This window comes from Kitasatospora sp. NPDC059817, assembly GCF_042731835.1.
GTDB lineage: Bacteria > Actinomycetota > Actinomycetes > Streptomycetales > Streptomycetaceae > Kitasatospora.
On sequence record NZ_JBHWIR010000001.1, the window covers coordinates 71,236 to 92,986 of the forward strand.

18 protein-coding genes are annotated in these 21,751 nt (G+C 75.0%); 10 read left to right on the forward strand and 8 right to left on the reverse strand.

From position 1 onward, the window contains the following. The 4 genes from ACFV61_RS00315 (at position 1) to ACFV61_RS00330 (ending at position 4,822) form a co-directional block, all read left to right on the forward strand. Positions 1-1,107 (forward strand): ROK family glucokinase, encoded by a 1,107-nt coding sequence (locus tag ACFV61_RS00315; RefSeq protein WP_063350026.1) that lies wholly within the window; start codon positions 1-3, stop codon positions 1,105-1,107. 119 nt (positions 1,108-1,226) lie between these two features. Further along, positions 1,227-3,020, forward strand: a complete 1,794-nt coding sequence (ggt, locus tag ACFV61_RS00320) for a gamma-glutamyltransferase (protein WP_380423608.1) — start codon at positions 1,227-1,229, stop codon at positions 3,018-3,020. A gap of 172 nt (positions 3,021-3,192) precedes the next feature. Beyond that, positions 3,193-3,996 (forward strand): exodeoxyribonuclease III, encoded by an 804-nt coding sequence (locus tag ACFV61_RS00325; protein ID WP_063350028.1) that lies wholly within the window; start codon positions 3,193-3,195, stop codon positions 3,994-3,996. Positions 3,997-4,150: 154 nt separating this feature from the next. After that, positions 4,151-4,822 (forward strand): hypothetical protein, encoded by a 672-nt coding sequence (locus ACFV61_RS00330; RefSeq protein WP_380489183.1) that lies wholly within the window; start codon positions 4,151-4,153, stop codon positions 4,820-4,822. Positions 4,823-4,892: 70 nt separating this feature from the next. On the opposite strand, the gene ACFV61_RS00335 is transcribed toward ACFV61_RS00330, so the two are convergent. Next, complete coding sequence (locus tag ACFV61_RS00335) at positions 4,893-5,651, reverse strand: lysoplasmalogenase (RefSeq protein ID WP_380489186.1); 759 nt, start codon at positions 5,649-5,651, stop codon at positions 4,893-4,895. 250 nt (positions 5,652-5,901) lie between these two features. Between ACFV61_RS00335 and ACFV61_RS00340 the strand changes: the two genes are divergently transcribed. Beyond that, entirely contained in the window at positions 5,902-7,719 is a 1,818-nt protein-coding gene (locus ACFV61_RS00340) for a DUF2398 family protein (protein ID WP_380489189.1), read from the forward strand. Positions 7,720-7,880: 161 nt separating this feature from the next. On the opposite strand, the gene ACFV61_RS00345 is transcribed toward ACFV61_RS00340, so the two are convergent. From ACFV61_RS00345 to ACFV61_RS00360, 4 genes are all read right to left on the reverse strand, one after another. Continuing rightward, positions 7,881-8,066: a hypothetical protein gene (locus tag ACFV61_RS00345; RefSeq protein ID WP_063350032.1), complete on the reverse strand. Its 186-nt coding sequence runs from the start codon at positions 8,064-8,066 to the stop codon at positions 7,881-7,883. Between the two features lie 118 nt (positions 8,067-8,184). Then, complete coding sequence (locus tag ACFV61_RS00350) at positions 8,185-9,828, reverse strand: BCCT family transporter (RefSeq protein WP_363367186.1); 1,644 nt, start codon at positions 9,826-9,828, stop codon at positions 8,185-8,187. 246 nt (positions 9,829-10,074) lie between these two features. Beyond that, positions 10,075-10,734: a TetR/AcrR family transcriptional regulator gene (locus tag ACFV61_RS00355; protein WP_063351543.1), complete on the reverse strand. Its 660-nt coding sequence runs from the start codon at positions 10,732-10,734 to the stop codon at positions 10,075-10,077. Between the two features lie 133 nt (positions 10,735-10,867). Continuing rightward, entirely contained in the window at positions 10,868-11,767 is a 900-nt protein-coding gene (locus ACFV61_RS00360; protein ID WP_380489191.1) for an acyl-CoA thioesterase, read from the reverse strand. 136 nt (positions 11,768-11,903) lie between these two features. Here ACFV61_RS00360 and ACFV61_RS00365 point away from each other — a divergent pair, with 136 nt between their 5' ends. Beyond that, entirely contained in the window at positions 11,904-13,325 is a 1,422-nt protein-coding gene (locus ACFV61_RS00365) for an SWIM zinc finger family protein (protein WP_380489193.1), read from the forward strand. Next, complete coding sequence (locus ACFV61_RS00370; RefSeq protein ID WP_380489196.1) at positions 13,322-16,090, forward strand: DUF6493 family protein; 2,769 nt, start codon at positions 13,322-13,324, stop codon at positions 16,088-16,090. Before ACFV61_RS00365 ends, ACFV61_RS00370 begins: the two co-directional genes overlap by 4 nt. 155 nt (positions 16,091-16,245) lie before the next feature. Here the strand turns inward: ACFV61_RS00370 and ACFV61_RS00375 are convergent, their stop codons facing one another. The 3 genes from ACFV61_RS00375 to ACFV61_RS00385 form a co-directional block, all read right to left on the reverse strand. Continuing rightward, complete coding sequence (locus ACFV61_RS00375) at positions 16,246-17,430, reverse strand: MBL fold metallo-hydrolase (RefSeq protein WP_380489243.1); 1,185 nt, start codon at positions 17,428-17,430, stop codon at positions 16,246-16,248. 346 nt (positions 17,431-17,776) lie between these two features. After that, entirely contained in the window at positions 17,777-18,229 is a 453-nt protein-coding gene (locus ACFV61_RS00380; protein ID WP_380489198.1) for a MaoC family dehydratase, read from the reverse strand. Between the two features lie 134 nt (positions 18,230-18,363). Further along, entirely contained in the window at positions 18,364-18,807 is a 444-nt protein-coding gene (locus tag ACFV61_RS00385; RefSeq protein ID WP_063350036.1) for a pyridoxamine 5'-phosphate oxidase family protein, read from the reverse strand. A gap of 202 nt (positions 18,808-19,009) precedes the next feature. On the opposite strand from ACFV61_RS00385, the gene ACFV61_RS00390 reads away from it, so the two are divergent. The 3 genes from ACFV61_RS00390 (at position 19,010) to ACFV61_RS00400 (ending at position 21,562) form a co-directional block, all read left to right on the forward strand. Next, a complete protein-coding gene (locus ACFV61_RS00390; RefSeq protein WP_063350037.1) occupies positions 19,010-19,864 on the forward strand; it encodes a hypothetical protein in 855 nt (284 codons plus the stop codon). A gap of 280 nt (positions 19,865-20,144) precedes the next feature. Then, complete coding sequence (locus tag ACFV61_RS00395; RefSeq protein ID WP_380489201.1) at positions 20,145-20,624, forward strand: hypothetical protein; 480 nt, start codon at positions 20,145-20,147, stop codon at positions 20,622-20,624. Continuing rightward, complete coding sequence (locus ACFV61_RS00400) at positions 20,618-21,562, forward strand: hypothetical protein (RefSeq protein ID WP_380341793.1); 945 nt, start codon at positions 20,618-20,620, stop codon at positions 21,560-21,562. Before ACFV61_RS00395 ends, ACFV61_RS00400 begins: the two co-directional genes overlap by 7 nt. Positions 21,563-21,751 lie beyond the last annotated feature (189 nt).

Sequence of the window (21,751 nt, forward strand, 5' to 3'; positions counted from 1 at the left end):
GTGACCAGCCCCCAAGGCAGCACCCGGCCGGCCGTCCTGCCCACCCTGCTCGGCCTCGGCCCCCGCGCCGAGCGCCGCCGCCGCGCCCTGCCCGCCGGGATACTGCGACTGCCCACCATCGGCGTCGACATCGGCGGCACCAAGGTGGTCGCCGGAGTGGTCGACGGCGAGGGCACGGTGCTGGAGAAGCTGCGCACCGACACCCCCGACAAGAGCAAGAGCGCCAAGGTCGTCGAGAACGTCATCGTCGACCTGGTGCTGGAGCTCGCCGACCGGCACGACGTCCACGCCGTCGGCATCGGCGCGGCCGGCTGGGTCGACGCCGACCGCTCCACGGTGCTGTTCGCTCCGCACCTGAACTGGCGGGGCGAGCCGCTCCAGCAGGCGCTCAGCGAGCGGCTGCGCTTCCCGGTGATCGTCGAGAACGACGCCAACGCCGCCGCCTGGGCCGAATGGCGCTTCGGCGCCGGGCGCGGCGAGGACCACATGGTGATGCTCACCCTGGGCACCGGCATCGGCGGCGCCGTCGTCCGCGACGGCTACGTCGACCGCGGCAAGTACGGCCTGGCGGGCGAGTTCGGCCACATGCAGGTGCTGCCCGGCGGCCACCGCTGCCCGTGCGGCAACCGCGGCTGCTGGGAGCAGTACTCCTCCGGCAACGCGCTGGTGCGCGACGCCCGCGAACTCGTCGCCGAGGAGTCCCCGGTGGTGCAGCCGCTGCTCGCCCGGGCCGGCGGCACCGTCGAGGGCATCACCGGACCGCTGGTCACCGAGGCCGCCCGGGCCGGCGACCCGACCGCCACCGAACTGCTCTACGAGGTCGGCACCTGGCTCGGCGTCGGCATCGCCAACCTGGCCGCCGCGCTCGACCCGGGCCGCTTCGTCATCGGCGGCGGCGTCTCCGAGGCCGGCGACCTGCTGCTCGGCCCGGCCCGGGACACCTTCCGCCGCACCCTCACCGGGCGCGGCTTCCGGCCCGAGGCCAGCATCGTGCACGCCGCACTCGGCAACGAGGCCGGCCTGGTCGGCGCCGCCGACCTCGCCCGGCAGGTCGCCCGCCGGTTCCGCACCATCAAGCGGCGCCGGGTCGAGCGCAGCGGCGTCTGACCGTCCTCTCCCCGATCGCGTCGGCCGCGTCAACTACCGGTTGGTAGCGGTGCGGTGTGATTGTCGGGATCATGCCTCCTGTGAGACAACGGAGTTGACGTCGACTCAGGAGGACTCGGATGAGGGCTCTGGCCCGGATCGCACCACCGCTGCTGCTCGCCACCGCCCTGGTCTGGTCCTGCGCCGGGCCGGCCGGGGCGGCGGGGGCGGCCCCGCCGCCGAAGGCCCCCGAGGCGGTGGGCCGGGGCGGAGCGGTGGCCAGCGTCGACGCCGACGCCACCGCGGCCGGCATCGAGGTGCTGCGCAAGGGCGGCAACGCGGTCGACGCGGCGGTCGCGACCGCGGCCGCCCTCGGCGTCACCGAGCCCTACTCCTCCGGCATCGGCGGCGGCGGGTACTTCGTCTACTACGACCACGCCACCGGCCGGGTGCACACCATCGACGGCCGCGAGGTGGCCGGCCGCACCGCCGACAGCGGGCTGTTCCTGGAGGACGGCAAGCCGCTGGCCTTCGCCGACGCCGTCACCAGCGGCCTGTCCGTCGGCGTCCCCGGCACCGCCGCCACCTGGGACACCGCCCTGCGCCAGTGGGGCACCCGCACGCTCGCCGACGCCCTCAAGCCCGCCGAGCGGATCGCCGACAACGGCTTCGTCGTCGACCAGACCTTCCACGGCCAGACCGCCGACAACTACGACCGGTTCAAGGACTTCCCGGACACCGCCAAGCTCTACCTGCCCGGCGGCAAGCCCCCCGAGGTCGGCACCGTCCTGCGCAACCCCGACCTCGCCGCCACCTACCGGCTGCTCGCCAAGGACGGCGTCAAGGCCTTCTACCAGGGCGACCTCGGCAAGGACGTGGCCGACACCGTCCAGCACCCGCCGGTCGACCCGGCCTCCGGCCGCAAGGCCCGCCCCGGCAAGATCGACACCGCCGACCTCGCCGCCTACCAGGTCCGCCGCCAGGCGCCCACCCACGTCCCGTACCGGGACTACGACGTCTACTCCATCGCCCCCTCCAGCTCCGGCGGCACCACCGTCGGCGAGGCGCTCGGCATCCTGGAGGACGGCGACCTCGGCGCGTACAGCGACACGCAGTACTACCACCACTTCCTGGACGCCTCCCGGATCGCCTTCGCCGACCGCAACCGCTGGGTCGGCGACCCGGCCTTCGGCGACGTCCCCACCAAGGAACTGCTCTCCGCGCGCTACGCCGCCTCCCGGGCCTGCCTGATCAGCCCCGACCGCGCCCTCACCAGCCCGCTCGCCCCCGGCGACCCGCGCCACCCCGCCGACTGCGCCGAGGCCGGCCCCGCCGTCGCCGAGCCCTACGAGGGCCCCAACACCACCCACCTCAGCGTGGCCGACCGCTGGGGCAACGTCGTCTCCTACACCCTCACCATCGAGCAGACCGGCGGCAGCGGCATCACCGTCCCCGGCCGCGGCTTCCTGCTCAACAACGAGCTCACCGACTTCGACTTCACCCCGCTCACCCCGGGCGTCCCCGACCCCAACCTGCCCGGGCCGGGCAAGCGGCCGCGCTCCTCGATCTCCCCGACCATCGTGCTGCGCGACGGCGAACCGCTGCTGGCCACCGGCAGCCCCGGCGGCGCGACCATCATCACCACCACCCTCCAGGTGCTGCTCGGGCGGCTCGACCGGGGCCTGAGCCTGGAACAGGCCATCGCCGCACCGCGCGCCAGCCAGCGCAACACCGTCGCCACCCAGGCCGAGCCCGGCTTCCTGGCGCTGCCCGAACGGGCCGCCCTGGAGGCGCTCGGGCACAGCTTCACGTCCGTCGCCGAGATCGGCGCCGCGACCGGCGTCGAACGGCTGCCGGACGGGCGGTGGGTGGCCGCGGCCGAACCGGTCCGGCGCGGAGGCGGCTCCGCGGCGGTGGTCCGGCCCACGGGCTGACCGGGCCGCAGGCCGGCCGGGCCGCGCTGTCGGTGCCGGGCGGTATGTTCGGGGTGGGCGTCCCCTCGGGGGGTGCCCACCCCTCGTCTTGACCGGACCACCTGTCCGTACCGAAGCACCCGTCCGTACCGAACCACCCGTCCGTACCGAACCACCGGGAAGGCCGCCCGCCGTGACCGTCCGCATCGCCACCTGGAACATCAACTCCGTCACCGCGCGGCTGCCCAAGCTCCTGGAGTGGCTGGAGAGCGCCAAGCCCGACGTGCTCTGCCTCCAGGAGCTCAAGTGCGCGGCCGACGCCTTCCCGTACGAGGAGGTGCGTGCCCTCGGGTACGAGACGGCGGCCCACGGCACCGGCCGGTGGAACGGCGTCGCGATCGTGTCCCGGCTCGGCCTGGACGACGTCGTGCGCGACCTGCCCGGCCAGCCCGGCTACCTCGCCGACGGCGCCCTGCTGCCCGACGTCGAGCCGCGCGCCGTCGCCGCCACCTGCGGCCCGGTCCGGGTCTGGTCGGTCTACGTGCCCAACGGCCGCGAGGTCGACCACGCCCACTACCGCTACAAGCTGGAGTGGCTGCAGGCGCTGCGCACGGCCGCCACCGAGGACGCCGCCGGGCCCCGCCCGTTCGCCGTCCTCGGGGACTTCAACATCGCTCCCGCCGACGAGGACGTCTACGACGTCGCCGCGTTCGAGGGCCTCACCCACGTCACCCCCGCCGAGCGGGCGGCGCTGGAGGCCCTCGGCGAGGTGGGCCTGCACGACGTGGTGCCGCGCCCGCTCAAGTACGACCGCCCCTACACCTACTGGGACTACCGCCAGCTGGCCTTCCCCAAGAACCGGGGCATGCGGATCGACCTCACCTACGCCAACAAGCCCTTCGTGGACGCCGTCACCGACAGCTATGTGGACCGCGAGGCCCGCAAGGGCAAGGGCACCTCGGACCACGCGCCGGTCGTGGTGGACCTCGACCTGTGAATCACCCTGGGTGAGGGGCGGTAACCCGAACGGTCCCGACCGGTGGCCGGGTCCGGGCGGGCTGCCTACTGTCGGGCATAACCGGGTGCAGTTGTTCGACCACGTGGACATCGGAGTCCCCCCGGCTGCGCCCGAGAATCCCGGAGGTTCCGGCATGCGCCCCATGCGTACGGCCGCCGCCGCCCTGATCGGCGCGACGGTGCTGACCGGCCTGACGGCCCCCCTTGCATCCGCCAGGGACGGCTCGGCCTCGGTCAGCCCGTCCCAGGCCGCACCGGGCCAGACCGTGAAGCTCACGGTCTCCTGTGAGAAGTCGGACAAGCCCGACGCCAAGACCATCACCGCCCACTCCGCCGCGTTCGAGGGCGGTCCGGCCACTCTCACCCTGGGCTCCGACGGCAAGCACAGCGGCTCGGCCCGGCTGGCCGGCCAGCACTCCGGGGACAACAAGATCGACGGCACCTGCCCGGACGGCGGAGCGTTCTCCACCAAGGTCGCGGTCGCCGGCGTCCCGGTCGCCGGCTCCGACAAGGGCTCTGACAAGGGCTCCGAGAAAGGCCCTGAGAAGGGTCCCGAGAAGGGTCCCGAGAAGGGTCCCGAGAAGGGTCCCGAGAAAGGCCTCGGCGACTGGGGCAAGGCGGCCGGCGAGTGGGCGGGTTCGCTCGGCCAGTCCGGCGCCGGCGGCCAGCAGGTCGCCCCGCACGGTGCCGTCAACACCGGCCTCGGCGGTTCGGTCGCGGCCGATCCGGCGGAGCTGGCCGGGGGCCTGGCCCTGGTGGCGGGCGGCGTCGGAGGCTTCTGGCTGCTGCGGCGGCGCGGTGCCTGATGGGCACCGCGCCTTTTTGTCTTTCCCGCGCGCCGTCGGACCCTGACCGGGCCGGCGGCGCACAGGCGTGTCAGCCGGCCTGCGGCGCGGGCTTGCGCTGCTGCTGAGGCCCGTGCCCGAGTTCGTGCCCGTGCTTGTGCCCGTGCTCGTGCTCGTGCCGGAGGGTGCCGCTGGCCAGCAGGTACTGGGCCAGGACGTACGTCGCCATGATCCAGAACTGATGTCCCGGCAGCTCCCGCCACTTCGCCAGCTGGGTGGCGATCAGCGTGTCGGACAGCAGGAACAGCGCCCCGCCCAGCCCGGTCCGCCAGCCCAGCCCGGCCGAGGTGACGGCCGTGGAGGCGAGCAGCAGGCTGTAGCCGGCCACCGGGATCCGCAGGTCCCCGAGGTCCGGCCAGAGCTGCCCGACCATGGCCACCCAGGCGGTTGCGTACGCGGCCGCCACCACCAGGGCCCGCCGACGGTCGGTCAGCGCCCCGCGCCGGACGAACATCGTCACGTAGCAGATGTGCGCCGCCGCGAACGAGCCCATCCCGGCCAGGAACGCGGTGTCGTTCTTCAGCTGGAGCAGCACGTCCCCGCCCGCGCTCAGCAGCAGCGCCGGGGCCAGCGGCTTCGGCGCCCGCCGCCCGGCGCCGGCGGCCGCGGCGACGCTGTGCGCGGCCAGCAGCGGCATCAGGGCCGGCTTGGTGGCGTTCTGCAGCACGGACGCGCCGGAGGCGATCGCGCCGAGGTGCGTCGCCGAGGCGGCCGCGAAGCCGCCGAGCAGGCCGGCGGCCGAGCGCAGGCGGCCGCCGAGGACGGCACGGGTGGTCGTACGGATGCTCATGCGGCTGCTGACCTCCGGGGTCGGGCGGTGGGGGAGTGGGACGAACCCTAGGCGACCCGTCGGTGCGGCGGAAGAGCGGGTTACCGGTGCGTAACCCGGGCGGTGCGTAACCCGGGCGGTGCGGGGCGGGTGGCGGTGCGGCGCCGGGTGCGGGCCGGCGGGTGGCGTAGCGGAGGGCCGCCGGTCACTTCGGCGCGCGGCCGGTTGCTGCCACCGGGTGACCCGGCCACCGTCTAGTCTGGTCCCCGACATGGAGCAGCAGGAGTACGCGGTCGGCGCCACCCGGGTGGCCACCGGCAGGCCGGACGGGCGCACGGGCGGGACGGGGCGGAGGGCCACCGACGCCCTCCTCGCCGTACGCGAACCCGCAGCCGGGGCGGCGCCCGAAGCCGTGTCCGGCCCCCGTGCTGACGCCGCGCCGACCAGGCCCGCCCCCGAGCCGGGCGCCGCTTCCGCGCTCTCGTCCGACCCGGGCCTGCTCCGGCTCGCCCACTGGTTCGCCGCCGCCGCCCCCGGCACCGCCGACGACCTGTGTGCCGCCTCCTTCGGCCTCTACCCGGCCCGCCATCTCGGCGCCCCCGCCGAAGCGGCGCCCGACGCCGACGTCAGCTGGTGGCACGGCCCCACCGCGCACGCCACCGCCACCCCGCGCTCCCGGGAGCCCCGCCCCGTCGGCGGTCTGCGCCGTGCCCGGCGGGACGCCTCCGCGCTGCCCGTCGTCCGGTCAGGCGCCAAGCCGGGCAGGCCCGGAAGGCACCGCAAGCCCGAGCGCACCCGCCCGGTGCCGGGCGCGCAGGATCGCTCCGGCCAGGACCTTCCGATACCGGCCCCCGCCCCGGCCCTTCCTGCCGCGGACGTCTCGGCCCCGGCCCTGCCCGCCGTCGACCTGCCCGCCGCCGAGCGCCGGATCGCCGCCCGGCTGCTGCTCGCCCACCCGCTGGTCACCGCGTCCGGCCCGCACGCCGACGGCTTCCCGCTGATCCGCCGTCACCGCGACTGGCTCGTCGAACGCTTCGACGCCCTGCTCGGCTACCGGCTCGTCGTCGGCCCCTGGCACGCCCGGCTCTGCAAGGCCGGCCTCGGCCCCGGCGCCGCCCGCCGCCTCGAACACCCCGCGACCGGCGCCCCGTTCACCCCCGCCGGTTACGCCCAACTCGCCCTCGCCCTTGCCCTGTTGGTCGACGCCCCCGAGCAACTGCCGTACGGGCGGCTGCTCGACGCCATGCGCGCCGCGGCGCCGGGCCTCGCCGCCGGCCCGGCCGACCGCGCGATGGCCCTCGCCGCGCTCGCCGACTGGCAGGTCCTCGGCGACCTGCCGGCCGGCGGGGCCGACCCGGCCGACCCCGCCGCCCGGGCCGCCGTACTGACCGTCGACCGCGAACTCGCCCGCGCCGTCCCGGCCGGCCCGCCCGCCCTCGCCGACGACGCCGCCGACCTGATCCGCCGTGCCGCGGACGCCGAACCCGCCACCGCGGTGCGCCGCCTGCTCGCCGAGACCCCCGCCGTCCTCGACGCCGACCTCCCCGAGGACCGGCGCGCCTGGCTGCACGAGCACCGGCTGAGCGGCCCGGCCGCGCTCGCCGACTTCCTCGGCCTGGAGACCGAGCTGCGGACCGAGGGCGTCGCCCTGCTCGACCCGGCCGACGAGCTCACCGACCTCGTCTTCCCCGGCGCCGGCCCCCTGCCGCAGGCCGCCCTGCTGCTCCTCGAACGCCTGGTCGAGGAAGTCCGCCCGCTGCCCGGCGAGACCACCACCGGCGGCGACGTCCCGATCCCCGACGCGCTGATAGACGGCCTCCTCGGCGACATCGCCGACGAGTACGGCCTCCCGGCCCGCTGGCGCCGCGACTACCTCGCCGACCGCACCGCGCTGCGCCGCGACGCCCTCGACCTGCTCCACAACCTCGGCCTGATCACCCCCACCCCCCGCGGCAGCCGCCCCCCGGGCTGGCTCCTGCGCCCGCCCGCCGCCCGCTACGCCCCGGCCCCGGACCTCCACCCCGTCCCCGGCACCGGCCGCCACTCCCGCCCCGCGCCGGCCGGGGCCCGGGAGCAGCGGCGCGCCTGAGGCCGGTCCGCCGCCCCGCTGCGCCGTCGCGCTCCGCTCCGCTGCCCCGCTCCGCCGTCGCCGGAAAGGCGGAAGCACCGCGTCCGGGGGCGGACGGCGGTGCTGAGGGGGTGGATCGGACGGCCTGTCGGTTTCCTTCTCGCCGGTCGCTTTCTCGCGGGTCACTTCCTCGCGGTGGCCGTGGTGGCGGCGATGGTGTCGTGCTGGACGGTCTCGACGGTGGCGCCGACGCCGAAGGTGCCGAGGGCGATGGAGGCGAGGACGGCGGTGGCGGCGAGGAGGCGGCGGTGGCGCCGGGGGAGCGGGAAGCGCGGTTCCTGGTAGGGCGCCTGAGGGCTGGCGTTCATGACAGGGAGGGTCCCAGGGTGGTGTGAACGGTCGGTACGCGCGGGTGAAGTCCGGGCGGGGGTTGGGCGTCGGTTGGCCGCGTACGCCCCACCAGCACGGGTGGGGCGTACGCGCTGGTCAGCGGCGTGGTGTGCGTTCGGCGAGGGCCTCGCCGACGGCGACCCGGACGGCGTCGCGCAGGCCGTGCACGGGGTGCAGGCGGGACGGGCCGGCCGCCGGGTCCTCGCGGAGCTCCTTCACCAGGGACACGCAGAGCAGCAGCATCACGACCACGAACGGCAGCGCGACCAGGATCGTCGCGTTCTGCAGCGCGGTGAGCCCGCCGGCCAGCAGCAGGGCGGCGGCGACCCCGCCCATCAGCACGCCCCAGACGACCACGAGCCAGGTGCGCGGGTGCAGCGAGCCGCGGCTGGAGAGCGAGCCGAGGACGAGGGAGGCGGAGTCGGCGCTGGTGATGAAGAAGGTCATCACCAGCAGCACGGCGACGACGCTGGTGGCGGAGCCGAGCGGCAGCGCGCGCAGCATCTCGAACAGCGAGGCCTCCGCGCCCTTCGGGATGGTCGCGACCAGGTCGGCCGCGCCGGTGGAGACCAGCCGGATCGCGGTGCCGCCCATCACGCAGAACCAGATCACGGTGGCCCCGCTGGGGACCAGCAGGACGCCGATCAGGAACTGCCGGATGGTGCGGCCGCGGGAGATGCGGGCGATGAAGGTGCCGACGAAGGGGGCCCAGGAGAGCCACCAGGCCCAGTAGAAGATCGTCCAGGAGCCGAGCCAGCTCTCGTCGGTGAAGGCCCCGGTCTGGGTGGACATGCCGAGCAGGTCGGAGAGGTAGCCGCCGACGGTGGAGGGGATCGCGTCCAGCGTGAACACCGTCGGGCCGAACACGAAGACGAAGAGCATGATCAGCGAGGCCAGGACGACGTTCGCGGTGGAGAGCCACTTGACGCCCTTGTGGACGCCGGAGAAGGCGGAGAGCACGAAGGCGGCGGTCAGCGAGCCGATGATGATCAGCTGGGCGTTCTGGGTGTTGCGCACGGAGGTGATGTAGCCGAGGCCGTCGGCGACCTGGAGCGCGCCGAGGCCCAGGCTGGTGGCGGAGCCGAAGACGGTGGCGAAGACGGCCAGCAGGTCGATCGCGCGCCCGGGCCAGCCGTCGGCGCCGCGCTGGCCGATGAGCGGGACGAAGGCGGCGGAGATGCGGTTGCCGCGGCCCTTGCGGAAGGTGGTGTAGGCGAGGGCGAGGCCGCCGACGGCGTAGATCGCCCACGGGTGCAGGGTCCAGTGGAACAGCGAGAACTCCAGGGCCTGCTGGGCGGCGGCCGCGCTCTGCGGTTCCAGGCCGGAGCCGGGTTGCGGGGTGGCGAACAGTTGGAGCGGCTCGCCGACGCCGTAGAACATCAGGCCGATGCCCATTCCGGCGCTGAACATCATGGCGACCCAGGCGAGGGTGGAGAACTCGGGTTCGTCGTCGTCGCGGCCGAGCCGGATGCGACCGAAGCGGCTGAAGGCGAGCAGCACGGTGAGGACGAGGAAGACGTCGGCGGCCACCACGAACAGCCAGCCGAAGTTGTGCAGGACCCAGCCGAGCGCGCTGCTGGAGGTCCGGCCGAGCGAGTCCTCGGCGAACACGCCCCAGGCGACCACGGCCAGCACCAGGGCGGCGCTGATCCCGAACACCGCCCGGTCGGCGGGCAGGGTCGCGGCGGGTTCGTCGGGCTCCTCCGCGCGTTGGTCGGGCTGCGGCGGCTGGCTGCTCATCGGGTGGACTCTCCTACCTCGGGGGCGGACGTGGGCTTCGGCGACATCGGCGGATTAAAGCTGCATGTCGCACTATGTCCAGTTCGTGCCGCGAGGGGCGGGAGGGCGCGCCGGGGAGGCGGTGGGTGGGGACTTACGTCCCGTCAGGCCGGGTGCTCATGGGCCGGGGCGTGCGCGGCGAGCCGGAACCACGGGCGGAAGCCGTCCGGCGCCGGGGAGTTGGGCCGGCTGTCGCGTCGGACGGGGTCAGGGCCGGTGGGTGCCGGACGGGACCTCGTACGGCGCCGGGTACGGCGTCTCGTACGGGTTCAGCACCAGCCGCACCACGTCCTCCAGCCGCCGCCGGGCGTCGCCGAGGGTGGTGCGGCCGGTCACCCAGGCGGTCAGCTCGCCCTGCCAGGCGTGGGCGACGATGTGCCGCACCAGGTCGCTGGCGGCGGCCGGCACCTCGGCCGTCACCGCCTGGAGGGCGGTGCTGTCGGCCCGGGCCATGCCCTGCAGGGTCTCGCTGGCGAACGGATCGGTGGAGGCGGCGACGGACACCCGCAGCCGGGCCAGCTCGGGCTGGCGCTGGTAGGCCCGCATCCCGCCGCGGACGAAGCGGACCGCCCGGTCGGTGGCCCCCAGCCCGGCGCGCGGACCGCGCAGTTCCGCCACCAGGTCGGCCAGCAGCAGGCGGTGCCACTCGGCGATCGCCGCCGCCAGCAGGTGGTCCTTGGAGGAGAAGTAGCGGTACGCCGTCCCCAGGGCGACTCCGGACCGCTCGCAGACCTGTTTCATCTGCAGCCGTTCGACGCCGATCTCGTTCACCAGGGCGAGCGCGGCCGCGATCAGGCTTCCGCGGCGTTCGAGCTGACGCGGAGACATCGCCTCCACCGGCCGTGGTGACAGGTCAACCTTGGTCACCCGCACCATGATACGGGCCGGGGCCGCTCAGGAGTATGACGCCGACCGGCCCCCTTGCGTTCGCCGTGCGGTCACCGTCGCCGGGCCCGTCCCGCGCCGTCCCGTTCTGTCCCGGGTCGGCGCAGTCGGTGGATCAGCGCAGTCGGCGGATCAGCGACTCCTGCACGGCGGAGGCGACCAGCCGCCCGTCCCGGTCGTAGAACTCGCCGAGCGACAGCCCCCGGCCGTCCGAGGAGGACGGGCTGCGCTGGGCGAACAGCAGCCACTCGTCGGCCCGGAACGGGCGGTGGAACCACATCGCGTGGTCGAGCGAGGCGATCAGCAGCCGGGGCGGCTCGGTGCGCTGGAAGAAGTTCGGCTGCTCGTGCAGGCCGGCGGTGGAGGCCAGCGTGAGGTCGGACAGGTAGGTGAGCGCGCAGACGTGCAGGAGCGGGTCGCCCTCGGGCAGCGGGGAGGCGATGCGCAGCCAGACGAACTGCTGCGGCATCCCCGGCACGGACGCCGGCACGCCCGGCGCGTCCGGCGGGACGAAGCGCAGTTCGAGGTCGCGGAAGCCGCCGGTGCCGGTGATCGCCGCGCGCAGGGCCGGATCCCAGAGCGAGAAGGCGTCCGGCAGGGCCTCCGGCCCGGGCAGCGGCGGCATCGTGCGGTGGCGGTCGGTGGCGGTCTCGGGGCGCTTGAAGGAGGCGGAGAGGGTGAAGATCGCGTTCTGGTTCTGCACCGCCGTCACCCGGCGGGTGGTGTAGGAGACGCCCTCGCGGACCCGTTCGACCTCGTAGCGGATCGGCTGGGACGGGTCGCCGGGCAGCAGGAAGTAGCCGTGCAGCGAGTGCACCGCGCGCGGGCCCTCGCAGGTGCGGCCGGCGGCGGTGAGCGCCTGCGCGGCGACCTGCCCGCCGAACGCGCGCATCGGCGCCCCGGCGTGGCAGTGGCCCCGGAACGTGTTCTCGTCCAGTCGTTCCAGCTCCAGCAGTCCGGCGAACGAGCCGGCCGGGCGGTCGGCCCGGATTTCCTGTTCTGTCAGGTCGGTCACGGGCCCATAGTGGCAGAATCCCGCCGCGCCGCGGTGTGACCTGGGTAACGCCCCGGGGCTCCGGAGCCCGGTAGAACCTGTTCCAGTGCGGTCGCGGCCCGACGGATTGTCAGTGCCCTCACCTAGCGTGTTCGACATGACGCAATCCGCACACGCGTACGCCTATCTGCGCCCGTCCGCCGTCCTCGACGGCGCCGACGGCCGGCACCTCGACCTGGCCACCTCCGGCGGCGCCACCCCGCTCGGGGAGGCGGCCAACCCGCGCTTCTTCGCGGGCTTCCTGGCCGACCCGGCGCCGGCCGCCGCCGCGCTGCTCGCCGTCGCGGACGTCGCCGCCGCGCGGTACTACCAGCCGCAGCTGCGCTCCTCGCTCGACCCGGTGGTCACCGCCAACGGGGACCGGCTGCGCTTCGAGTCGTTCTCCGGCTGCTGCGGCGTCTACGCCCGGCTCGACGTGCTCCAGGCCGGCCTCGACGGCGACGAGATCGGCCACGGCACCACCAACGTGGACGTCAACAACCCGCTGCGGGAGGCCCTGACCAGGATCGGCCCGAGCGACCCGCTGCACCTCGCGGTCGGGCCGGACGCGCTGGAGGTCACCAGCTTCGACGGGCCGCTGGTCGAGAAGAAGGTGCCGCTGCCGCAGCGCTGGCTGCGCGGCTTCGCCGAGACCCAGGTCGTCGCCGCCGGCTTCGACCTGCGCGCCGAACTGCCCGCCGCCGAGGCGGTCCGCTTCCTGCGCTCGCTGCCGCGCGGCGGCCGCTCCAGCACCGCCTGGGTCGTCCCGGCCGGGCGGACGCTGCGGCCCACCACCCGGCCGGTGCCCGGCGCCGTCTGCCTGCCCGGGCCCGACCGGCTGGTGGCGCTCCAGCGGGTGCTGCGGCACGCGCTCGCCCTGCGGGTGTACGGCCCGGTCGCCGCCACCGGCCCGGCCGCCTCGGCGTGGGAAGTGGTCCTGCCCGGCATGCGGCTCACCCTGACCCTCTCGCCCGACGCCTCCCGGGGCTTCTCCGGCGAGGGCGGAGTGCTCGGCGCGCTCGCCACCGGCACCGCCGAGCAGGACGCCGACCTCGTCGCGGTACTGCTCGCCTGGGAGCCGCGGGTCGAGGTCGCCGACCTCGCCGAGCAGTCCGGGCTCAGCCACGAGCGGGTCCGCGCCGCGCTCACCCGGCTCGGCACCGCCGGGCAGATCGGCTACGACACCGCCGAGGCCGCCTACTTCCACCGCCAGCTCCCGTACGACGCCGGGCGGGCCGAGGCCGCCAACCCGCGGCTGCGTGCCGCCCAGGCCCTGGTCGCGGCGGGCGCGGTGCGGCTGGAGCCGGGCGGCACGACGGCCGTCGTCACGGTGGACGACCACATCCAGCGGGTGCGTACGGACGAGGCGGGGCGCCTCGGCTGCACCTGCCTCTGGTGGGCCAAGTACCGTGGCGGGCGCGGTCCGTGCAAGCACGCGCTGGCGGTCGCGATGGTGCGGGAGGCGGCCCAACGGGCGGACGGGGAACAGGTTCCGGCGGTCCCGGCGGTTCCGACGACGGATAAGGGGGTCCAGGCATGAGCGCGGCGGCAGGGGGGTCGGAGGCGGTGCGGGGCGCGACGGCGGTGGCGCCGATGCCGGAGGCGGTGCGGGGCGAGGCGGCGGTCGAGGACCTGCTCGCCGCCGTCCGGGGCGGGCGGATGCCGCAGATACCGGCGCTGGTCGCCGCGCTGGACCAGACGCAGCGCCGGGACTGCCTGCTCGCGTTGAAGGCGCTGCGCAAGGAACTGCGCGACGAGTGGTCGAAGGAGGCGCTCGCCACCAGGGGCGCCCTGCTGCTGGCCGGCGCCGGCTGCCACGCCGGCCCGGCCGGGGCCGCCACCTGGCTCGGCGCCCGCGACTTCACCTCGCTCGGCTGGGCCCGCCACCCGGCGGTGGGCCAACTCGTCGCGGCGCAGCCGGTGGAGTGGCAGATCGAGGTGGCCACCCGGCTCGCCGCCCGGCCGGCGCCGAGCTGGGGCTGGGCGCTGTACCCGGTGATCGAGGCCGTGGTGCGCCGCACCGGCTGCGCGGTGCCGCAGAGCGAGCCCTTCGTCCGCGAGTGGATGGAACGCCAGCGCCGGGGCAGCGGCGCACGGCCCACCCTGGTCGAGCTGCTGCGGGCCGACGCGTTCACCCCGCTGCTGCTGCCCCGGGTGTTCGAACTCGCCGACATCGGTGGCGCGGTGTCCTTGCGGTTCAGCCCCCGCCCCGGGGACGCCTTTACGGAGGCGATCGCCGAACTCGCCGCCGCCGGCGACCTCGACCGGGCCGACCTGATCGACCGCTGCCTGGCCCGGCTGCTGCGCGGCGGCAAGCCGGCCGACCAGCGCTTCTTCCTCGACGTGCTGAGGGCCCTCGCCCCGACCCCGCAGGAGTACGCCGCCCGGGTACGGGACGTGCTGCCGCTGCTGGACGGGCTGTCGGTGGTCGCCGGGCACGCCCAGGAGGTGCTCGCCGGGCTGGACGAGGCCGGGCTGGTCGAACCCGAGGTGCTGGTCGAGTCCTCCGCGGTGGTGCTGTTCCGGGCCGAGAAGAAGCTCGTCCGCGCCCAACTCGGCTGGCTGGAGCGGGCGGCCCGGCGCGAGCCCGGGCGGTCCGGGCCGGTGGTGCTCGCGGCCGCCGAGGCGTTCGGGCACCCGGACCAGGCCGTCCAGGAGCGGGCGTTGAACGTGGTGGCCCGGCACCTGCGCGCGGCCGGGGAGGCCGTCCTGCCCGAACTGCGGCTCGCCGCCGAGGTGCTGAACCCCGCCCACCACCGGCGCGCCGGCGAACTGTTCGGCGCGCCGGTCGGTGGCGACGGCGACGACGACCCGGACACCGGGTGGAACGAACTCCTCCCGCCCGCCCCCCAGCCCCTCCCGCTCGGCCCGCCGATCGCCTCGGCGGCCGAACTCGCGCAGGAGCTGTCCGCCCTGCTCGCCGCCGACGAGCCGGAGCCGACGGTCTTCGAGCGCGTGCTGGACGGCCTGGTCCGCCAGGCCCACCAGGACCGGGCGGCGCTCGCCGAGGCACTGGAGCCGGTCCGGCGGGTCCACCCGTGGAGCGGCGTCGACCGCTGGCGCGACTGCTCGCCTCGGGACGTCCTCCACGTCGTGGCCGCGGTGGCCGGCGAGACGCCGCCGCACCGGTTCTGGGACTTCCTCGGCGGCAAGGGCCGGTCCCCGCTGCGCGGCCAGAACAACACCGCGCAGGGCACCGCCCTCGCCGCCCGGCTGGAGGAGGCCGCCTGGCAGGTGACCGCGAACCGGCCGCCCTACCTGCTGGCCATCCCGACCGACACCACCGGCGCGATCGACCCCGGCACGCTGGTCGAACGCCTCGCCGGGTACCAGGCGGCGGGCGTCACCCCCGGTCGGGCCGACCTGTGTGCGGCCCTGCTGCGGGTCGGCCCCCGCGCCGACGCCGGGGTGCTGCGCGCCGCCGAGGCGCTCACCTCGCCGTCCGGGCGGTGGGCCGCCCAGTGGCTGCGCACCGGCGGCCTGCCCGACCAGCCGTCCGAGCGGGTGCTGTTCGCCCCCGGCCGGGGCTCGAAGCACGGCCACCAGTACGCGGACCGCTGGTGGGAGGACGTCCGGCGGGTGGCCGTCGCCCAACCCGGCATCGGAGCCGGCCCGAAGGGCCCGGACGGCGAGCGGCTCGCCCCCGAGTTCCGGGCGCTGCTGGAGGGCACCGAGCCGAGCGTGGCCCGGGCCCGCAAGGTGGGCGACTGGACGTGGCGGCCCACGGCGCACTGGGCCGCGATGCTCCCCTGGCACCGGGAGGAACTGGCGGCCCGGTGGCTCGACCACTTCGCCGCCGGCGCCGACCGGGACGAGCGCGGCGCGGGCCGGCTGCTGCCCGCCCTCGCCGAGGCCGGCGGCCCGGCCGGGCTCGCCCTGCACCTGGCGCTGGCCTACGGCCTGGGCGCCCGGCACACCGAGGACCGGACGGCGGCCGTCGACGCCCTGCTGGTGCTCGCCGCCCGCGGCGAGCTGGACGGCGCGCAGCTCGGCCGCGAACTCGGCGCGCTGGTCGACTGCGGCGCGGTGAAGCCCAACCGGCTCGCGGCGGCGCTCACCCTGGCCGCCGGGACGGGCGCCTACGGCACGGTCTGGTCCGTGCTCGGGCCCGCGCTGCCGGCCCTGCTGGGCGGCGAGGGCACGCCCGCCCGGGGCCTCGGTGACCTGCTCGCCCTCGCGGCGGACTGCGCCCGGCGCACCGGCGCCCGGGGGCCGGTGGCCGAGGTGACGGCGGTGACGGAGCAGGGCGGATCGAGCCGGCTGGTCAAGGAGGCCCGCGCACTGCGGGACGTCCTGGCGGGGTGACGCCGCGGTTGGTCCTGGGCCCAGGCGGTGGGCGGGACTTCCGTCCGCCGCCCCGTCCCGCAGGTGGCAGTGAACAGGTGGCTGCGGACAAGTGGGCGAACAGGTAACAGCAAACAGATAACAGCAGACAGATGACAGATAACAGATAACAGATTTCAGCGAACAGATTTTGAAATCTGTTCGCTGAAATCTGTCACCCGCTCCCGGACCGGCACCGCGCTGCGGTCCCGGACCAGCGGCTCGATGCCGCGAGGCGTGGCCGCGACCGCGCGCCACCACAGCCGCAGCGCGGGCGGGTCGACCGGTTCGAAGGGTTTGCCGGGCCGGGGCACCGCCAGCCGGGCGCCCAGCGCCTGGGCAGCCGCGACCACCCGTTCGGCGGGCTCCTCCCAGGGGTGCGTCGCCAGGTTGAAGGTGCACCAGTGGATCGGCAGCAGCAGATCGCCGCCGAGGTCCAGGTGGGCCCGGACGCCCTCCTCGGGCGTCATGTGCACCTCGGGCCAGAAGTCGCTGTACGCGCCGACCTGCATCAGCGTCGCGTCGAACGGCCCGAGCCGGCGGCCGATCTCGGCGAAGCCCGGGAAGTAGCCGGTGTCCCCGCTGTGGAAGATCCGGTGCCCGCCGCCGGCCACCACCCAGGACGCCCAGAGGAACAGTGCGCTGGTGCGCGGGCCGCGGCTGCAGTAGTGCCGGGCCGGGGTGGCGGTGAGGGTGAGCCCGGCGATCTCGGCCGACTCCCACCAGTCGAGTTCGGCGATCCGCCGGGTCGGTACTCCCCAGCGCTCCAGGTGCGCGCCGACGCCGAGCGGGACGGCGAACACCGCGTCCGTCCCGATCAGCGCGCGGATGGTGGCCATGTCGAGGTGGTCGTAGTGGTCGTGGGAGATCACCACCACGTCCACCGGCCCGAGTTCGGACAGCGGCAGCGGCATCGGGTGCAGCCGTTTGGGCCCCGTCCAGGCGAACGGCGAGCAGCGCTCGCCCCACACCGGGTCGATCAGGACCCGCCGCCCGCCGATCTCGGCGAGCACGGTGGCGTGGCCGAGCCAGGTGAGTCGCAGTCCGGAGTCCGGCGGCAGGGCGAGGTCGACCGGGAGCAGCCGGTGCACGGGTACGGCGGCGGTCGGTGCCCGGCGGGTCTTGTCCCCGGTCAGCTGGGCGCGGGTGATCTCCAGCGGGCTGCGCTCGTAGACCAGGCGGCGGGTGGGCAGCGGGTTGCGGAAGGCGCCGTCGGCGAACTGCGGGGAGCGGTGGATCCGGGCCAGCCGTTCGCCCCGGGGTTCGGCACCGAAGGCCTCGGCCCGGACCAGGTGCCAGGCCGCGCGGGGCAGTCGGGCCAGGCCCGACCCGGTGCGGTTCGCGGTCGGGCCGAGGGCCGGGCTGGTGGTCGGGCTGTTGGTCGGCGGGGTGATGAACTGCGAGGACAGACCGGCGAGGCGGGAGAACCAGGGGGCGGGGCGGGGCAAGGCTCCTCCAAGGACGGTCACGGCTACCGGGCATGCCGGGGCGGGTATCCGGGCGACTGGTGGGGCCGCTGCGATACGACAACCATCTCGTCGGAGATTACTCGTCATGGGCCGTCCGGACCTGGTGAGCGGCCCCGTGCGGGCCAATCGGCGTACCCCGCCCGGCCGCGCGCCCAGGGCCACCGCCCGGCGCCGCTCCGCGTGGAGCCGCCCGGCGCCGCTACGCGTAGAAGCGGGTGATCGTCTCCGCGACGCAGTGCGGCTTGGCGCTCTCCGCGCTGGTGATCGTGAACCGCACCACCGCCTGGACCCCGCCCGGCACCTCGGTGGCCGAGACCAGTTCGGCGCTGGCCCGGATCGCGGTGCCCACCGGCACCGGCGCCGGGAAGCGCACCTTCTCCGAGCCGTAGTTCAGCGCCATGCGCACGCCCTCGACGCCGTAGCACTCCTTCGCCAGCACCGGGATCATCGACTGGGTCAGGTAGCCGTGCGCGATGGTCGAGCCGAACTGGCTCTCCTTGGCCCGCTCCGGGTCCACGTGGATCCACTGGTGGTCGCCGGTCGCCTCGGCGAACAGGTCGATCTGCCGCTGCCCGATGGTGTGCCACTCGCTGGTGCCCAGTTCGGTGCCGACGGCGGCGGTCAGATCGGCGAGGGAGGCGAAGCTCGTCACGGTGCGCTCCTGGGGGAGGGGTCAGGACGCCGGAAGCGTATGCGTACCCGCCGGTATCTGTCAGCGGTGCGGAACCGGGAACACCGGAACCCGGGAACACCGGAACCCGAGGGCGCGGCGGCCCTGTGGGTGTTTCAGGACCGCAGCGCCCCGCGCCCCAGCGCGTCCTGCCCGGTCGGGAACAGTCGCCGGCCGCTGACCAGTTCCGGCACCAGCGCGACGAACAGCGGCTCCGGGTCCCCCACCCACGGCCGCAGGCCGGACCGCAGCACCCGCCGCACCTGCTCGGGCTCGCGCACCACGTCCGCCCGGCCGTGGACCAGCACGCTCCAGCCGGTCCGGGTGACCGGGTCCAGCAGGTCCGCCTGGAAGGCCACCACGGTGCCGTCAAGCCCGCGCGCGGTGGCACTTCCCCGGCGCACGGCGAGCACCAACCGCCCGTCCAGGACCTCGAAGGAGACCGGTAGCACGGCCGGCAGCGCGTGCTCGGTGTACACCACGCGCCCGACGGGCACGGTGCTGAGCAGCCGCAGGCACTCGGCCTCGCTCAGGGTCTCCACACGGTCCTCACGCTCCATGCGTCCGATCGTCCTCCGGTCGGCGCGCGCGCCGATAGGGCCCATGGTCCCTGAGCGGACGGGCCGGGAGCCCCGTCGGCGGCCGCCCGGGGCGGTAGCCTGCCCGGCGGCGGTACGGTACGCGCCCCTGCGCACCACGGCAGCGGCGGGCGCGGCGGGCGGTCCCGGGTGCGCCGGGGCCGGCATGGGAGGGGGCGTGCGGATGGCGGGCGGGGTCGACCTGGTGGTGATCGGGGCGAACGGCGGGCCCGATCGGGGCTTCGGGGGCTCGGCGCTGGCGCCGGACGGCGCCCGGTTGCTCGCGCGGGTGCTGCCCGGGATGTGCTTCGACGTCGGCGCGGCCGGCTGCCGGGTCACCGAGGTGGCGCCGGACGCGGACGCCAACGCGATGCTCACCGCCGTCCGGGAGGCCGCCCAGCACCCGGGCCGGTGGCTGGTGGTCTGCCTGGTCGGCCAGTTGGCGGTCGATCCGCGCGGGCGGCGGCTCGCCCTGGTGACCGGCGGCAGCACCGCCGACAACGCCTACCGGCGCGGCCTGGCCTGGGACTGGGTGGTCAGCGCGATGGTGCACGGTGGCCACGAGGAGGCCCTGCTGCTGGTCGACGCAGTGGCCGACCGGGACACCTGGGCGGCGTTGGAGCGCGGCGGCGGCGAGGACGGCGCGGGCGAACTGCTGGCCTACCCGCGTGTCCCGCTGTGGGGCCGGGTCGGCCGGTACACCCCGGGCAGACGCGGCCGGGACGCCGTACTGCCGGGTGGTGAGGGCTCGTTCAGCCATGCCCTGACCACCGTGCTGCGGCAGGGTGTCCCGGGCGCCCCGGCGGCCGTCGCCCCGCTGGATCTCCAGCCGTCCGTCGCCGCGCTGCTCGACGGGGGCGAAGCACCGGGTGGTTCGGGTGCGCCGGGCGCGCGCCTGCTCGTTCCGCCGCAGGGCGGGCGCCTGTTGATGCGCAATCGGGCCGCGGTTCGGGGCGCATTGGCCGGATTGTCGCTTTCCGAAGAACTGTTGGCCGTTCTGTGGCGGGAAAGTGCCCCGACGGAACCGCCTTCCGCGTAAGGTCAGGTGGCCTGAGGTGTTGCCGTGATGGGGTGGGTTGGCGAAGAATCGATCCCCAGCGGAAACACCTGCGGGACGGCGGAATTCTTCCGGCGGCCACGGATCACGAATCGGTCGGTCGCGACGAGGTGGGGCGATGCGGCAGCGCGGAAATGTGTTGCGCCCTGGGGCGGTTGGGGTCGGTGGGGTGGTTCTGGTGTTGCTCCTCGGAGCCTGTGCGAGCGGCGGTGCCGGTGGTTCCGTCGATCGGCTCGGAACGGCTGCGCCCAGTGTCGCGGGAGTGGATCCGGTACCTCCTTCGGGTGGTTCGGTAAACGCCTCGATCGCGCCGACGGACGGGCCGGAAGGTGCCATGGGGCGGCTGGCCCTGAAGACGTATCAGGACTGGTGGCAGGCCCAGACCGAGGCATTCGGGCGGTCGGATTCGGACGGATTCGCTCTGGAGACGTACTCTTCCGGGCGGGCCCTTACCGACACCCTGGTCAGTCTCCGCCAACTTCGCGACGCCAAACTGGTGATGACCGGAACGCCGCGCAATTCGGCGGTGGTCAAGGCCATTGACCTGAAAGCCGATCCGCAGACCGCCGTGATCGAGGACTGCGTCGACGTGTCGGGATGGCACCGCGTCGACGCCGTCACCCAGGTGGCAAAGGATCCGGGCGACCGACTGAACCGCTACGTCGCGACCGCGTCCCTGCGCTGGTTCCAAGCACGTTGGCTGATCTACGACTTCAAGCGGGAGGTGGACCGGGCATGCTGAACACGCGTAAACCGGCCCGGCGATTCGCGATCCTCGCGCCGTTGTCCGCCGGGTTGCTGTTGGCCTCGGCGGTGTCGGCGGCGGCGGACGAACCGCCGGGCGGAGGTGCCGAACAGTGTTACCCGGACGTGATCTGCTCCGGGGTCAACACCGGTGGCACGAAACCGAAACCCGGACCGTCGCAGCCCGGCGGTGGCGGCGGGGGCGGTACGAGCGACGGGCCGCTGCTGTGCAGCTACCACGACCAGCAGTGGCCCTGCCACGACCCGGAGCGCGGCTGGTTCAACAGCGGCGTCGGATGCTACTTCCGCCCGCTGGACAACCCGCTCCCCGAGGGCGACCCGGCGTGGCAGGGCCACAAGCCGTCCGAGGGCGCGCTCTACTCGAAGGTCTGCCCGCAGACGGGCGGCGGCCAGGACGGCGCCGAGATCGTCTTCGAGGCCACCTCGCCGGCCGGGCCGCCGGCGCTGAACCTGGTGGACGTCGGCTTCGGCTTCGCCCACGAGATGCGCTTCCCGAAGCCGACGGCGGGCGTCGCGCCCAAGGGCACGGCGGTGGTGAAGGCGCCGGTCTGGCTCTGGCTGGACGGCGTGGCGGCGCCCGCGCCCAAGACGCTGTCCGTCCCGGGCGCCTCGGTCACCGTCACACCGGTGCTGAGGGGCGTGACCTGGGTCTTCGACAGCGGCGTCTCCGTGACCTGCGACAAGGCCGGGACGCCGTACGACCCCAAGTACGGCGCCGCCAAGTCCCCGGACTGCGGCTACGAGTTCGCCGTGGGCTCGGGCACCAGGAAGAGCGGCGTCTTCGACGGCACGGTGACGGCGAACTGGGTGGGCGAGGTCGTGGTCACGGGGCCGAACGCGAAGACCTTCGACGTCAAGATGCCGCAGTCCTCGAACTTCACGCTCAAGGTCGCCGAGGTGCAGGTCCTCAACTGACCCGGCGGCGGCGGACGTCCGATGCCCCGCGGCCCGGCCGCACGCGACCACGGCACCGGAGCCCGGGCACCGAAGCCCGGGCACCGGCGGCCCGAGCGGTGACGACCCGAGCACCGAGAACCCAGTACCGACGATCCGGAACGAGCACGAGGGAAGGGCGGAACCCGGTGGAGAACCGTACGTTCGCGA